Raw genomic sequence first — 14,708 nt, forward strand, 5'->3', positions numbered from 1 at the left:
GAACAGGTCCGTCACACCGTACGAACGGGAAGTTGTTGCAAGGCTCTGAACAGCGACTATGCCCGAACGGGCAACCCGCCATGACGAACGCTTGTGACATCCGCAAGTCCACGACGGTTATCGATCGGTTCCGGAACCGTGGCCAACTCTGGACAGGGTCGCAGCCCCGTACCTAGCTTCGATGGCGGGGGAGCGCTCTCCCCGTAAATGTGGAGAGATCGGCCTCCCCGAGGGTGCAAGCAGTCCCCCTTGCAGTTCCCCGCCCAAGGAGAAGCAATGACCATCCCCGTCAACTCCGCACCTCCGCGGAGACGCTCCCCCTGGCGCCTCGGCGCGATCGGCGGCCTCGTGGCCGCCGTCATCGCCGGGTACGCCGCCTTCACGACCGTCGGCGCCAGCGCCGCGGAAACCCTGCTCTCGCAGGGCAAACCGGCCACGGCGTCGTCGACCGAGGCGGCCGGCGCCTACCTCGCCTCCGAGGCGGTCGACGGCAACCTCGGCACCCGGTGGTCCTCGGCGTTCTCCGACCCGCAGTGGCTGCAGGTCGACCTCGGCAGCTCGCAGGCGATCAGCCGGGTCGAGCTCAACTGGGAGACCGCCGCGGGCAAGGCGTTCCAGATCCAGGTCTCGGACAACGCCAGCACGTGGACGTCGATCTACTCGACCACGACGTCGACCGGCGGCAACCAGTCGCTGACGGTCAGCGGCACCGGCCGGTACGTGCGGATGTACGGCACGCAGCGTACGACCGGCTATGGCTACTCGTTGTGGGAGTTCAAGGTCTACGGCGGCGGTGGCACGACCACGCCGACGACCCCGCCCACCTCGCCCACCGGTCCGACGCTCCCCGGCGGCGGCTCGCTGGGCTCGAACGTGATCGTGTTCGACCCGGGCATGTCGAGCGCCTCGATCCAGAGCCAGGCCGACACGATCTTCCACCAGCAGGAGTCGAACCAGTTCGGCACCCAGCGGTACGTGCTGGCGTTCAAGCCGGGCACCTACAACGGCCTGAACATCCAGGTCGGCTTCTACACCTCGGTGGTCGGCCTCGGCCAGAACCCGCAGGACACCCGGATCAACGGCGACATCACCGTCGACGCCGGCTGGATGCAGGGCAACGCGACCCAGAACTTCTGGCGGTCGGTGGAGAACCTGTCGCTCTACCCGGTCTCCGGTGACGACCGCTGGGCCGTCTCGCAGGCCGCGCCGTTCCGCCGGATGGACATCCACGGCGGCGTGAACCTGGCCCCCAACGGCTACGGCTGGGCGTCCGGCGGCTACATCGCCGACTCGCGGATCAGCGGCACCGAGGGTCAGTACTCGCAGCAGCAGTGGTTCACCCGCAACAGCCAGATCGGCTCGAACTCGAACGCGGTGTGGAACCAGGTCTTCGTCGGCGTCCAGGGCGCCCCGGGGACCAGCTTCCCGAGCCCGGCCTACACCACGATCGGCACCACCCCGGTCATCCGGGAGAAGCCGTACCTGTACCAGACCGGCGGCAACTACGCGGTCTTCGTGCCCAACCTCCAGACCAACGCCGCGGGCGTGACCTGGGCGAACGGCAACACCCCGGGCACGTCGCTCCCGCTCAGCCAGTTCTATGTGGCCAAGCCCGGTGACAGCGCGGCGACGATCAACCAGGCACTCGCGCAGGGCCTGAACCTGATCTTCCAGCCGGGCATCTACCACGTCAGCCAGACGATCAACGTGAACCGGGCCAACACCGTCGTGCTCGGCCTCGGCTACGCGACGATCATCCCGGACAACGGCGTCACCCCGATGCAGGTGGCCGACGTGGACGGCGTGAAGGTGGCCGGCCTGCTGTTCGACGCCGGCGCGACCAACTCGGCGAACCTGCTGGTGATCGGGCCGTCCGGAAGCTCGGCGAGCCACGCGTCGAACCCGACCACGGTCCAGGACGTGTTCTTCCGGATCGGTGGCGCGGGCCCCGGCAAGGCCACCAACAGCCTGCTGGTGAACAGCAGCAACACGATCATCGACCACATCTGGGCGTGGCGGGCCGACCATGGCACCGGCGTCGGCTGGACGGTCAACACCGCGGACAGCGGCCTGATCGTGAACGGTCAGAACGTCACGGCGTACGGCCTGTTCGTCGAGCATTACCAGAAGAACGAGATCGTCTGGAACGGCAACGGCGGCCGCACGTACTTCCTGCAGAACGAGCAGCCGTACGACCCGCCGTCCAACGCCGCCTGGCGCAGTGACGGCACCGGGTACCCGGCGTACAAGGTGGCCGACTCGGTGACCAGCCACGAGGCCTGGGGCATGGGCAGCTACGCGTACTTCAACGCGAACCCGGCCGTGCACTCGGCCAACGGGTTCCAGGCGCCGGCGAACGGCGGGGTGAAGCTGCACAACATCTTCACCATCTCGCTCGCCTCGGGCACGATCGACCACGTGGTCAACAACATCGGGGCGGCCGCCACGGCCGACGCGGTGGTTCCGCGTACCGTGACCAACTTCCCCTAAGCAGTAATTTCCCCGCTGCCGCGCGGGATCAGGGTCGTCGGGATCCTGATCTCGCGCGGCGGTGCTTTGTCACCGTCGATCCGCTCGAAGAGGGTCAGAGCGGCGGTCCGGCCCATCCGCGCCGGGTCGGGCGCGACGACGGTCACCGGCGGGTCGAGCAGGTCGGCGAGCGGGAAGTCGTCGAAGCCGATCAGCGCGACCGTCCGCTCCAGACCCAGCCGGCGCAGCGCCCGCACCACCCCGATGGTGATCAGGTTCTGGGTCGCGAAGATCGCGGTCGGCGGGTCCGGCCCGCGCAGCACGGCGATGGTGGCGCGCTCGGCGGCGGCGCTGTCGAGCAGGTCGTGCACCACCGGGCCGGCGCGTCCGCCGAGCGCGCGCAGATAACCCCGATACCGGTCCCGCGCCGTCGTCAGCCTGCGCAGATTTCCCAGGTACGCGATCCGCCGATGCCCATGCGTGACCAGATGCCGCGCCGCCGTGCCCGCCCCGGCCGCGTTCGTGGACACGATCGTGTCGCCGGTGGTGTTCGTTGGGCGTCTGTCGACAAAAACGATGGGTCCGATAAATCTGGATAAATAACCCTGGTCGTCCCCGGTCGGCGCGAGAATCAGGCCGTCGATCTCCCGCTGGGCCAGGGCCGAAGCGAGCTGCCGTTCCCGGTCGGGCTCGGGGCTGCCGGCCAGCACCTGGACTCCCCGTGCGCCGGCCTCGTCGGAGACGGCCCGGTGCAGCGCGGCCGAGAAGGGGTTGGCCAGGTCGTCGAGCAGCACGCCGATCGTGTCGGTACGCCGGTCGTTGCGTCGCAACTGGCTCGCTCCCAGGTTGGGCCGGTAGTCGAGTCGCCGCACGGCGGCCCGCACCCGGTCGGCCAGATCGGGCGCCACGGTCGTCTCCCCGTTGACCACCCGGGAGACGGTCTTGAGGCTCACCCCGGCGGTCCGGGCCACGTCATTCATGGTCGGCCGATGCGCCATTCGTTGATTCCCGTCAATGTCGATCACCAAGCGCAACATCTCGGAAACTCATTGTTGACACGGGATGAACGCGGGCGTCTACTGCGAGACAACGTTGTCTCTCGATGTGTGCTAAATCGATTCGGAGGAGACATGCGGGATCCAACCCTGTCCAGAACCGGAAGGGTGGTGGCCGCCGGCTGCGTGATGACGCTGGCCCTCGGATCGGCCGCCGCCTGTAACAGAGGAAACGGCGAGGATGTCGTCGGGCTGATCACCAAAACCGACACGAACCCGTTCTTTGTCACGATGAAGAGGGGCGCCCAGAAGGAGGCCCGAGCCGAGCAGCTCGAGCTGCAGACGTTCGCCGGCAAGCAGGACGGCGACAACGAGGCACAGGTCCAAGCGATCGAGAACCTCATGTCGTACGGCGCCAAGGGCTTTCTCATCACCCCGAACGACTCGAAGGCGATCGTCCCCTCCATCGACAAAGCGCATGAGCAGAAGATGCTGGTCATCGCCCTCGACACGCCGGTCGACCCGCCGAACGCGGCGGACGCCACCTTCGCCACCGACAACTACCAGGCCGGAAAGTTGATCGGCCAGTGGGCGAAGGCGAAGTTCGAGAAAGAGGGCAAGCAGGCGAAGATCGCGATGCTGGACCTCAACGCCAACGGGGTCTCGGTCGACGTGAAACGGGACCAGGGCTTCCTCGACGGCTTCGGCATCCAGGTCGGGGACGCCAACAAGATCGGCGACGAGAACGACCCCCGGATCGCCGGACACGACGTCACCGACGGCGCCGAGGACGGCGGCCGGACGGCGATGGAGAACCTGCTGCAGAAGGACCCGTCGATCAACCTGGTCTACACGATCAACGAGCCCGCGGCGGCCGGCGCGTACCAGGCCATCAAGAACGCCGGCAAGGACAAGGACATCACGATCGTCTCGATCGACGGCGGCTGCCCGGGCGTCGACAACGTGTCCAAGGGCGTCATCGGCGCCACCTCGATGCAGTTCCCGATCAAGATGGCCCAGATGGGCGTCGACGCCATCGCCAAGTTCGCCAAGGACGGCACCAAGCCACAACCGACGCCGGGCAAGGATTTCTACGACACCGGCACCCAACTCATCACCGACGACCCGCAGGCCGGCGTGGAGGCGAAAGACTCCACGTGGGGCAAGCAGAACTGCTGGGGTTGATATGGCCACTGCCACCGCTGACTTCGAGGTGCGCAAGCACGACTCGTTCGGCCTGCGCGTCCAACATCTCCTTCACTCCAACCCGGTCCTCGGGCCGCTGGCGGTGCTGATCGTCGCGATCATCGCGTTCTCGATCGTCAACGCCCGGTTCCTGACCGCGACGAACCTCTCCCTCGTCCTCCAACAGGTCACGGTGATCGCCACGCTCGCCCTCGGGCAGACGCTGATCATCCTGACCGCCGGCATCGACCTGTCGGCCGGCGCCATCGCGGTCTTCTCCTCGGTGCTGATGGCGAACTTCTGCACCAAGGCCGGGATGCCCGGGGTGATCGCCCTGGTGCTCGGCCTGGCCTGCGGCACCGTGATGGGCGCGATCAACGGCGTGCTGGTCACCAAGATCAAACTGCCACCGTTCATCGTCACCCTCGGCACGCTGACCATCTTCTTCTCGCTGAACTCGGTGGTCAGCAACAGCGAGACGGTGCGGGGCTCGGACATGCCCGGCCTGATGACCTGGACCGGCAACTCGATCCCGCTCGGGAGCTTCCGGCTCACGTACGGGTCGATCATCATGCTCCTGCTCTTCGGCTACTTCTTCTATGCCCTGTCCCGTACGGCGTGGGGCAAGCACGTCTATGCGACCGGTGACGACGTGGAGTCCGCCCGGCTGGCCGGCATCCAGACCGGTCGTGTGCTGTTCTCCGTCTACACCGTGGCCGGCCTGCTCTACGCGGTCGGCGGGTGGATCCTCATCGGCCGGCTCGCCTCGGCCAGCCCCAACGTCGGCACCGAGTACAACCTCGACTCGATCACCGCGGTCGTGCTCGGCGGCACCAGCCTCTTCGGCGGTCGCGGCAGCGTGATCGGCACCCTGATCGGCGCGCTCATCGTCGGCGTGTTCCGCAACGGCCTGCAGTTGGCCGGCGTCGAGGTGGTCTGGCAGGGCTTCGCGATCGGCCTGCTGGTGCTGATCGCGGTCTCGCTCGACCAGTGGATCAGGAAGGTGAAGACGTGACCGCCACCCCGGTTCTGCAGGCGAAGGGCCTGAGCAAGCGGTACGGCCGCGTCGTCGCCATCGACGGGAGCGATCTCGAGCTGTACCCCGGCGAGATCCTCGCGGTGATCGGCGACAACGGCGCCGGCAAGTCCAGCCTGATCAAGGCGCTCTCCGGCGCGCTGGTCCCGGACGAGGGCGAGATCTTCCTGGACGGCAAACAGGTCCATTTCCGTACGCCGATGGACGCGCGCTCGGCCGGGATCGAGACCGTCTACCAGACCCTCGCGGTCGCCCCCGGCCTCGACATCGCCGACAACCTGTTCCTCGGCCGCGAGGAGCGCAAGCCCGGCCCGCTCGGCTCGGTGTTCCGGATGCTCGACCGCGCGCACATGCGGGCGGAGGCCAAGCGCCACATGAGCGAGCTCGGCGTCGCCACGTTGCAGAACATCGGCCAGGCCGTCGAGTCGCTTTCCGGCGGCCAGCGGCAGGCGGTGGCGGTGGCCCGCTCGGCCGCCTTCGGCAGCAAGGTGGTGATCCTCGACGAGCCCACCGCGGCGCTCGGCGTCAAGGAGGGCAACCGCGTGCTCCAGCTGATCCGCGACGTCCGCGACCGCGGCCTCCCGGTGATCCTGATCAGCCACAACATGCCGCACGTCTTCGAGGTGGCCGACCGCATCCACATCCAGCGGCTGGGCCGCCGGGCCACGGTCATCACCCCGAAGTCCCACTCGATGTCCGAGGCGGTAGCCATCATGACCGGCGCCGCCGAGCCGCCCCCGGAGGCCGCGGCCTAGATGCCGAGACGGGCGCTGCTCCCCACATGGAGCGGCGCCCGCCTCGTCAACCAGCGGAGGACGAGATGATCCCGCCGCGGATGTTGTTCCGGGCAGACCACCGGCCTGCGCCCATGACCACCCGCCGGACGCTGGGACGACCGGGGGTGAGTCAGCGCCGGCGGGCCAGGGCGGCGAACTCGTCGACCTCGGGGACGGTGTCGTCGGTGGCGCCGGGGCGCCAGCGGGAGCAGGAGACGATGCCCGGGTCGAGCAGGTCGAAGCCGGTGAAGAAGCGGGCTATCTCGGGCGGCTTGCGCAGCGTGATGGTGGGGCGGCCGAACTGGTTGTAGTGCGCGACCGACTCGTCGCTGGCCGCGCCGAAGACGACGTTCGTGGCGTGGTTGACGGCCAGGTAGCTGCCGGGTGGTAACGCGTCGCGCAACGTGGCCACCAGGGACGCCGCCCGGTCGGTGTCGTCGATGTGGTGCAGCACGCCGACCAGCATCAGGGCGATCGGGCGGTCGAAGTCCAGGGTCTTGGCCGCCGCCTGGAGAATCGGGGCGGGGTCGTGCAGGTCGGCCTCGAGGTAGACGGTCTCGCCCTCGGGGGTGCTGGTCAGCAACTGGCGGGCGTGCAGCAGCACGAGCGGGTCGTTGTCGACGTAGACGACCTTCGCGTCGGGAGCGATCCGCTGGGCGACCTGGTGCGTGTTCTCCGTCGTGGGCAGGCCGCTGCCGATGTCGAGGAACTGCCGCACGCCGAGGTCGCCGGTCAGGTGGGCGACCGCCCGGCCGAGGAACGCGCGGTCGGCCCGCGCCTGGTCGACGATGCTGGGCAGGATCTGCCGTACCTGCTCGCCGACCTCGCGATCGACGGCGAAGTTGTCGGCGCCGCCGAGCCAGTAGTTCCAGATCCGGGCCGAATGCGGCCGCGAGTCATCCACGCCCGGAGGCGTTTCCTGGGCCATGGGCCGACACTAGACCCTTTAGCCTGATCATCGTGGACGGCGTTCAGCTACTGCTCATCATCGGGGCCGGCATCGCGATCTCGGCGGTGGCCAAGAAAAGGAACATCGAACCGGGCATGGTGATCGTGGTGCTCGCGGCCGCGGCGTCGTTCATCCCGGGCGTGCCCCGGCTCGAGCTGGACAGCGAGCTCATCCTCGCCGTCGTGGTGCCGCCGCTGCTGTACTCGGCGACCCGGGGGGCGTCGTTCGCTGCCTTCGGCGCCAACATGCGGGCCATCATCACGCTCGGCGTGCTGCTCGTGCTGCTCACCACCGGGCTGCTCGGACTGGTCGCGGGCTGGATCCTGCCGTCGCTCGGCGCCGGCGCCTGGGTGCTGGGCGCGGTGCTGGCGCCACCCGACACGATCACGACCGTCTCGCACGGCGACGAGATCGGGCTGCCCAAGCGGGTCACCTCGATCCTCACCGGCGAGAGCCTGGTCAACGACGCGACCGCGCTGACCTTGTTCGCGATCGCGCTCGGCTCGGTCAAGGGCGAGCACACCACCTGGGTGCACGGCGGGGTGGAGCTGCTGCGCAACGCGTTCGTCGGCCTCGCCATCGGCGGCCTGTTCGCGCTGGCGACGCTGTGGATCCGCAAGCAGCTCGGCAACCCGACCCTGGAGACGGCGCTCGTGCTGCTGGTGCCGTTCACCGCCTACCTGGTCGCCGAGGAGGTGCACGCCTCCGGCATCCTCGCGGTGGTCATGGCGGCCTTCTCGATCAGTGTCAACCTGACCCTCGACCCCAAACATCAATACCCGGGCGCCTACCGTACGCGGTTGCAGGAAGAGGCGTTCTGGCCGGTTCTGGACTTTCTCCTCGAGACGTTCGTCCTCGCGTACATCGGCCTGCAGTTGAAGTTCGTTCTTCAGGACCTTCTCGACGCGAAGGAGCTGACCCGCACACTGGTCGCGTCGGGCGTGCTGCTGGTGGTGGCGATCGTCTTCCGGCTCGTGGCGGTCTACCTGCTCTTCGGCCGGTGGACGCTGAGCGTCTGGATGATCAAGAAGCGGGTCGAGCGGAACGACGCCTTCCGGGCCGAGTACGAGAAGCACCAGGAGCAGCAACGGCGGCGCCGGCGCGGCGGGCAGCCGTTCGACCCGCCGACGCAGAAGGAGACGCTGCTGGTCGGCTGGGTCGGCGTGCGCGGCATCATCACGCTGGCCGCGGCGGGCTCGATCCCGGAGAGGGTGCCCGGGCGGGAGGCGATTTTGGCGATCGCGCTGTTCTTCACGCTCGGCACGCTGCTGATCCAGGGCACCACGGTCGGGCGGCTGACCCGCTGGTTGAAGTTCGACCTCACCGCCGAGCGGGCCGCGGAGGAGGAGATGCGCGAGCGTGGCCGGCAGATCATGGTCGGCGTGATGCTCGATCGCGGTGCCGATCGCGGTGCCGATCGCGGTGCCGATCGCGGTGCCGATCGCGGTGCCGATCGCGGTGCCGATCGCCCTGTCGACCGCGATGTCGACCGCGATGTCGACCGCGACAAGATCTCCGACAAGCAGCGGCTCGCGCTCGGCGAGGCGGTGGCCAACCACACCGTGACCGAGGAGATCGCTCGCGCCCTGGTCCAGGACATCGACCTGCGCCAGGCCGCCCTGCACACCATGCCGCCGCGACCGGGCGGACCGGTCGGGCCACCCGGCGGGACGGCCGAGCCCTGATCTGCGCGGGTTGGGTCAGAACAGGGGCTGGTCGGCCTCGATCTGGCGCAGGTCGGGAAGATAGGGATCGAGGTCGCCGGGCTCGAACCGCGCCATGCCGATCACGTGCCAGAACTGGTTCGTCACGACGCCCTCGGTCTTGTACCGGCCGTCCGGCGTCACCGCGACCCAGCCGTTCGGCAGGCCGAGCAGCGTCGCCGCCTCGGTCGCCGTGCCGTCGCCGGCGCGCCGCCAGAGACGTACCGTCCCATCGGCGCCCGCGCTGGCCAGGAGCCGCCCGTCGGGGCTGAACGCCACCGACCAGACGCGGCGCTCGTGCCCGTGCAGCCGGTCCACCAGCTCGCCGGTGCGGACCGACCAGATGTCGACCGTGTGCTCGTCGCCGCCGGTCGCGAGGAACTCGCCGCCGGGGTCGAAGGCGAGCGTCCACAAGCGGGTCTCGCCCGGCTTTATCCGGTGCCGGACGGTGCCGTCCGCCGCGTTCCGGATCACCGCGACGCCGTCGTGTCCGGCGGTCGCGATCAGCTCGCCGTCGGGGCTGTAGGCGAGCGCGAACACCCGGCCCAGCTGCTCGGCCGTGACGAGCCGCGACGCGCCCGTACGCCAATCCCACACGTGCAGCCGGTTGTCGCCGGCCGCGGCGAGCGCGGTGCCGTCGGGGCTGAACGCCAGGGCACGGACCCGGCCGCCGTAGCCGGTGAGCATCTGTACCGTACGGCCGGTGGACCGGAACATGATCTGCACGGTGTCGTCGTCGTTGGCCGACGCGATGAGCTCGCCGTCGGGGCTGAAGACCGTCGCCCACACGGTCTCGGTGGCGAACTCGAGGATGCGGTCCTCCTCCACCCCGCCGTCCGGGCCGGCGTCCGCGGCCATGGCCGAATCCCACAGGTAGATCCGGCCGTCGTTGCCGGCGGTCGCGATCTCGTCGGTGACCGGGCTGAAGACGCCGGTCACCAGCAGTTCGGGCGGGTGACGCAGCACGGCCGCACATCGTCCGGCACTGGTGTCCCAGATCCGGACGACGCCGTCGTTGCCGCCGACGGCGAGCAGGCTCCCGTCCCGGTGGAACGACACCCCCAGCGCCCGGCGGCCGTGCCCGCGCAGGGTGCGCAGCAGCTCGCCGGTGCGGGCGTCCCAGAGCTTCGTCGTGTAGTCGTTGCTGCTGGTGACGAGCTGCGATCCGTCGGGGCGGAACATCATCGGCCAGACCGAGGCGTGGTGCGCGGCGAGATCGAGCCGCACGGCGCCGCTGTCGGCTTCCCACAGACGTACGGCGCCATCGCTGTCCCCGCTGGCGAAGGCGCTGGCGTCGGGACTGAACGAGATGCGGTAGACGGCGCCGGTGTGCCGCCCCAGCTCACGGCCGACCGGGTCGGGTCCTGTCACCTCCCATCGACGTACGAGACCGGAGGTGTCGGCACTCACGATCGAGCGCCCGTCCGGATGGAAGTCGAGGGCGTAGACCGCGGCCGTGTGTCCTTCGAGCCGATGCTCGAGCCGGCCGTCCGGCCACGACCAGATGCTGACCACGCCGTCCTGCCCTCCGCCGGCCAGGCGCGTGCCAAGCCGGTCGAAACGCATCCAGTACGTGCACCGGCCGTCCGCGTCGAGTTCCTGCCGGAGCGTCCCGGTCACCATGTCCCACATTCGCGCGTGGCCGCCGTCGTCCCCGGTCGCGAGGTAGCGGCCCGGGCCGTCGAAGGACGCCGTCCAGACCGGAGAGACGTGGCCGCCGAGCTCCCATCGCACCTGGCCGGTCGCCGTCTCCCAGACCCGGACCACGCCGTCCCGGGAGCCCGCGGCGAGCAGGGTGCCGTCGGCGCTGAAGAGCATCGGCCACACCCAGGCGTCGCAGCCCGCGAGCAGTTGCAGGCACGCACCGGTGTTGGTGTCCCAGATCCGGACCGTCCCGTCGAGCGAGCCGGACGCGAGCAGCGGTGCGCCGGTGCTGAACACCACGACGTAGGTCCGGTCCCGATGTCCGGTCAGCGTGCGCACCGGCTCGCCGGCCACCGCGTCGCAGATCAGGATCGAGCCGTCCTCGTTGCCGATCGCCAGCAGGGCGCCGTCGCCGCTGTATGCCACCGGCTGCGGCAGCCGCCCCTCCTCGAAGCCGAACCGCACGCCGATCGACGGCGGCATCGTCGCCGTCTCGACCGGCTGACCCGGCGCCACCACGGCCGCGCCGCCGGCCCGGGCCCGGGCCAGCAGCTGGTCGTCGGCCACCACGTTGACCAGCACGGCCCGCTGCCACCGGACGTCGTCGGCGATCACCGCGGTGAGGTCGGCGCCGAGCAGCCGCGCGCCGCTCAGGTCGGCGCCGGCCAGGTTGCCGCCGATCAGCCTCGTCCCGCCGAGCTGCGCCCCGCGCAGGTCGGCGTCGGTGAGATCGGCGCCGGTCAGGTCGGCCTCGTCGAGCACCGCCCCGCGGAGCCGGGCGCCGGTCAGCTTCGCGGCGCGCAGATCCATGGTGCGCATCCGGGCGTCGGTCAGGTCGGCGCCGGTCAGGTCGGCGCGCGGCCACATCCGGCCGTCGAAGTCCTCGTTGCTGAGCTGGGCGCCCCGGAGCATCACGTCGGACAACTCGATGCGGGACAGCACGCGAGCCACGTTCGCCCGGCCCATCTCCCCCGCGCCGGACGACTCGGCCCCCACCGCCGTCGCCCACCGGTGCAGGGCGGTGGCGTCGGCCAGGCCGCAGAGGAAGTCCACCGTGAGCGGCGAGAGCCCGTGCCGTTCGAGCTGCGGCAACCGTCCGTCCGGGTCGGCCCCGAGCCGGTCGGCGACCCACCGGGCCACCAGCCACTCGCGCACCGACTCGTGGATGAAGCCGAACATGCCGTCTTCCGTACGGACGAGCAGGCTTCCGGCCCCGACCGTGTAGACGATCTGCTCGGTGGAGAGGTGGCCGCCGGCCAGGTCGACCAGGGTGCGTGCGACGTCGCCGAGATCGTCGGCGTCGATCATCACCGCGTCGGCCTCCCACATCCGCAGCGCCAGTTCGGTGACGGCGGCCCACAGGTCGTCGATGTCGAAACCGCGCAGCGCGCCCGGGATGCTCTGCGTGCGAGCCGTCTCGTGGGCCAGCCAGTGGTCGAGGATCTGCTTGTAGAGCCCGGCCAGGTTGACCTGAACCCCACTCTCGGCGACGGCCCGCAGCCAGTTCTCGTCGAGCTCGGCGATGAAGGTCAGCATGCGCGGGTTCTGCGCCAGCGCCCGCAGCCCGGGCACCCGTTCCAGCAGCTCGATGCGCCGGTCGGCCGCTCCGGTGTCGCCGTCGTACCGGTTCGTCAGCAGCATGCGGGCCTGGTCGTCGGACAGGTCGGAGAGCGAGAAGATGCGACGCTCGGGCAGCCGGCGGACCCGCGCGCCCATCGCCGTGAGGATCTGGTCGTGGGTCTGGAAATGCTGGGTGCGGCTGGCCACCACGATCTTCGCGGCGTCGATCATGCCGGCGAGCAGCGTCTGGAGGTGATCGGCGGCCCGCTCGTACGTGGCCCGGACGACCAGCTCGTCGAACCCGTCGAAGATCAGGACGACCCGGCCCTCGCGCACCATGTAGCGCAACGCGCGCATGTCGATGTCGTCGTGCATCGTGGCCAGGTGGGCGGCGACGTGCTGCTCGAGGGACTGCGACTTGTCGAGCATCCGCAGGTCGATCAGGATCGGCGTCAGGTGCGGGTGGACGACGGGGAGGCGCCGGGCCAGCTCGCGCAGCGCGAACGTCTTGCCCCGGCCGAAGTCGCCGAGCAGCAGCACGAACCGGCCGTCCGGCGCGCTGACCTGAGCAAGCAACTCCGCCACAACGTCGGGGCGCACCGGCGACTCGGGGGCGAGCGTGTCGGTGAACCGGTGCGGCACGTAGGCGGCCGGCCGGTAGCGCTGGTCGGCGACGAGCCGATCGGACTGCGTGCGGACGAAGCCGGAGAGGTCGATCAGGCCCTGGAACTGAAGGAAGCTGCGCACCGTGATGTGCCGGCGTGCCGCGTACTGCCGCAACTCCTCGGACGGGCTCGCGCCCTGGTGGACCAGGGTCAGCGGCTCGGTGTCGGAGAAGTTGACGACGGCCTGGAACTCGTCGATCTGCTCCTCGCCGAACTCGCCCACCCACCCGCCGATTCGCAGCTGCCGGGTGCGGCCCTCCTCCTGGAAGGTGACCCGCAGGTAGGGCGGCCGGGACTTGATGCGCTGGACGATCGCGTCGGCGTTGCGGGCCAGACAGACGTCGGCGACCTGGTCGAGCAGCGCCTGACGGGCGTCGCGCGGGCCCGGGGCATCGTCCTCGGCCGGCGTCTCGTCCGTCCAGTCGGCGCCGGGCTCACGCCAGATCGGCTCGCGGGACTGCCGTTGGCCGGTCCGCCCGCCCGGCAAGCCGAACGTGCCGTGCGTCCCGAGCCATTCCTCGGCGAGCTCGGTGGCCGGGTGGGCCTCGTCGTCGGCGACCCACGTCTTGCCGTCGGCGTCGTAGCGACGGACCGCGCGGGTCAGACCGTCCGGCGAGATCCTGAGTAGCTGATAGCGGGTGGTGCCCTCGTCCGGGCGGCCGACGCCGAGCGCGAGCGTGCCGGCGTCGAGGCGACCGGCCCGGCCCGTGCCGTGGCCGTGCAGCAGCAGGTTGACGTGCGTGCCGAGGGCACGGCTCAACAGGTCGGCGTCGGTCAGCGCTCCGTCGGTGCCGGCCTGGTCGCCGAGCGGATTGTGGTGGACGAGTCCGATACGGAACCAACCCTGACTTTCGTACGACGTGAGGCTGTCGGCGAACCACTCGACCTGCTCCGGGCCGACGGCGCCGTCGTGACTCATGCCCTCCGGCCCGTCGTGCAGAGTCGAGTTCAGACCGGCCACCACGATCCGCAGGTCACGCATCTCGAACAGGCTCCACGGCCGCTCGGCGTGCATCCGCATCGAACGGGACTCCTCGGGCCAGTCGTCGAGCAGGAGCGCGAACCGCTGCCAGTTGCTCCAATACGGCTGGCGGCGAGGCGTTTCGTCGGCTTCGCATTCGTTGAAGTACGCCTGGGTCGCCGGCAGGTTGACGTCGTGCTCGCCCGGGATGATCGCGACCCGGTCGTAGCCGATGCCGAAGCGCTCGGTGAGCCGCTGGAGGAACGCCCGGACCAGGTCGTATTCGCGCGGGCGCCCGGTGCGCCCGAGGTCTCCGGTGACCACCACGAGGTCGGGCCGGGCGTCGATCGCCTCCAGATCCGCCACCAGCCGGTCGGCGAAGGCGGCGTGGGTCTCGGGGTCGGCCGTCCGCCCGAGCAGGCTGTCCGGCGCCATGTCCAGGTCGGAGAGGTGCAGGATGCTGCGGGCGGTTTCGGCGGCCTCGGCGGTGAGGTCGTCGAGCGTGACCCCGAGCGCGGTGGCGAAGACGGCCGCCTCGTCCATGTCGATGCCGCGGCGGCCGTTCTCGATCCTGGCGATCACTTCTCTGGTCAGCGACGGCATGCCCTGACGGGCGCATTGCTCGGCGAGCACGCGGGCCGACCAGCTCTGCTCCGTCCGAAGCCGGCGGATGTTGGCGGCGACGATCTCGTTCAAGGCCCGGCGCCCCATAGCGGCTCCTCACCGTCACCGCAGGGTGATCGTTTGCTTACGGAGGCGACAAGG

General features: G+C 69.9%; 8 protein-coding genes. 5 read left to right on the plus strand and 3 right to left on the minus strand.

Annotation, left to right across the window (positions count from 1 at the left end):
- The first annotated feature begins 276 nt into the window (after positions 1-276).
- Positions 277-2,490 carry a galactose-binding domain-containing protein gene (locus ACZ6TB_RS42575; protein WP_465565469.1) on the plus strand — a complete coding sequence of 738 codons (2,214 nt, stop codon included), beginning with the start codon at positions 277-279 and terminating at the stop codon, positions 2,488-2,490.
- Here the strand turns inward: ACZ6TB_RS42575 and ACZ6TB_RS42580 are convergent.
- Complete coding sequence (locus tag ACZ6TB_RS42580) at positions 2,487-3,449, minus strand: LacI family DNA-binding transcriptional regulator (RefSeq protein ID WP_465565472.1); 963 nt, start codon at positions 3,447-3,449, stop codon at positions 2,487-2,489. The genes ACZ6TB_RS42575 and ACZ6TB_RS42580 overlap by 4 nt on opposite strands.
- A 150-nt stretch (positions 3,450-3,599) precedes the next feature.
- Here ACZ6TB_RS42580 and ACZ6TB_RS42585 point away from each other — a divergent pair, with 150 nt between their 5' ends.
- The 3 genes from ACZ6TB_RS42585 to ACZ6TB_RS42595 are packed head-to-tail and all read left to right on the plus strand — an operon-like array spanning position 3,600 to position 6,440.
- Positions 3,600-4,649: a substrate-binding domain-containing protein gene (locus tag ACZ6TB_RS42585; protein ID WP_465565475.1), complete on the plus strand. Its 1,050-nt coding sequence runs from the start codon at positions 3,600-3,602 to the stop codon at positions 4,647-4,649.
- A 1-nt stretch (position 4,650) separates the two neighbouring features.
- Positions 4,651-5,664 carry an ABC transporter permease gene (locus ACZ6TB_RS42590; RefSeq protein ID WP_465565478.1) on the plus strand — a complete coding sequence of 338 codons (1,014 nt, stop codon included), beginning with the start codon at positions 4,651-4,653 and terminating at the stop codon, positions 5,662-5,664.
- Positions 5,661-6,440 carry an ATP-binding cassette domain-containing protein gene (locus ACZ6TB_RS42595; protein ID WP_465565481.1) on the plus strand — a complete coding sequence of 260 codons (780 nt, stop codon included), beginning with the start codon at positions 5,661-5,663 and terminating at the stop codon, positions 6,438-6,440. Before ACZ6TB_RS42590 ends, ACZ6TB_RS42595 begins: the two co-directional genes overlap by 4 nt.
- Positions 6,441-6,591: 151 nt before the next feature.
- Here the strand turns inward: ACZ6TB_RS42595 and ACZ6TB_RS42600 are convergent, their stop codons facing one another.
- The gene (locus ACZ6TB_RS42600) at positions 6,592-7,389 is read right to left on the minus strand and encodes an SAM-dependent methyltransferase (protein ID WP_465565483.1); all 798 of its coding nucleotides are present in this window, start codon (positions 7,387-7,389) and stop codon (positions 6,592-6,594) included.
- Between the two features lie 32 nt (positions 7,390-7,421).
- Between ACZ6TB_RS42600 and ACZ6TB_RS42605 the strand changes: the two genes are divergently transcribed.
- On the plus strand, positions 7,422-9,095 hold the full coding sequence (locus ACZ6TB_RS42605) for a cation:proton antiporter (RefSeq protein WP_465565486.1): 1,674 nt from the start codon (positions 7,422-7,424) through the stop codon (positions 9,093-9,095).
- 15 nt (positions 9,096-9,110) lie between these two features.
- Here the strand turns inward: ACZ6TB_RS42605 and ACZ6TB_RS42610 are convergent, their stop codons facing one another.
- The gene (locus tag ACZ6TB_RS42610) at positions 9,111-14,654 is read right to left on the minus strand and encodes a pentapeptide repeat-containing protein (protein WP_465565489.1); all 5,544 of its coding nucleotides are present in this window, start codon (positions 14,652-14,654) and stop codon (positions 9,111-9,113) included.
- Positions 14,655-14,708: the final 54 nt, after the last annotated feature.

Source organism: Actinoplanes sp. NPDC051537 (genome assembly GCF_055586105.1).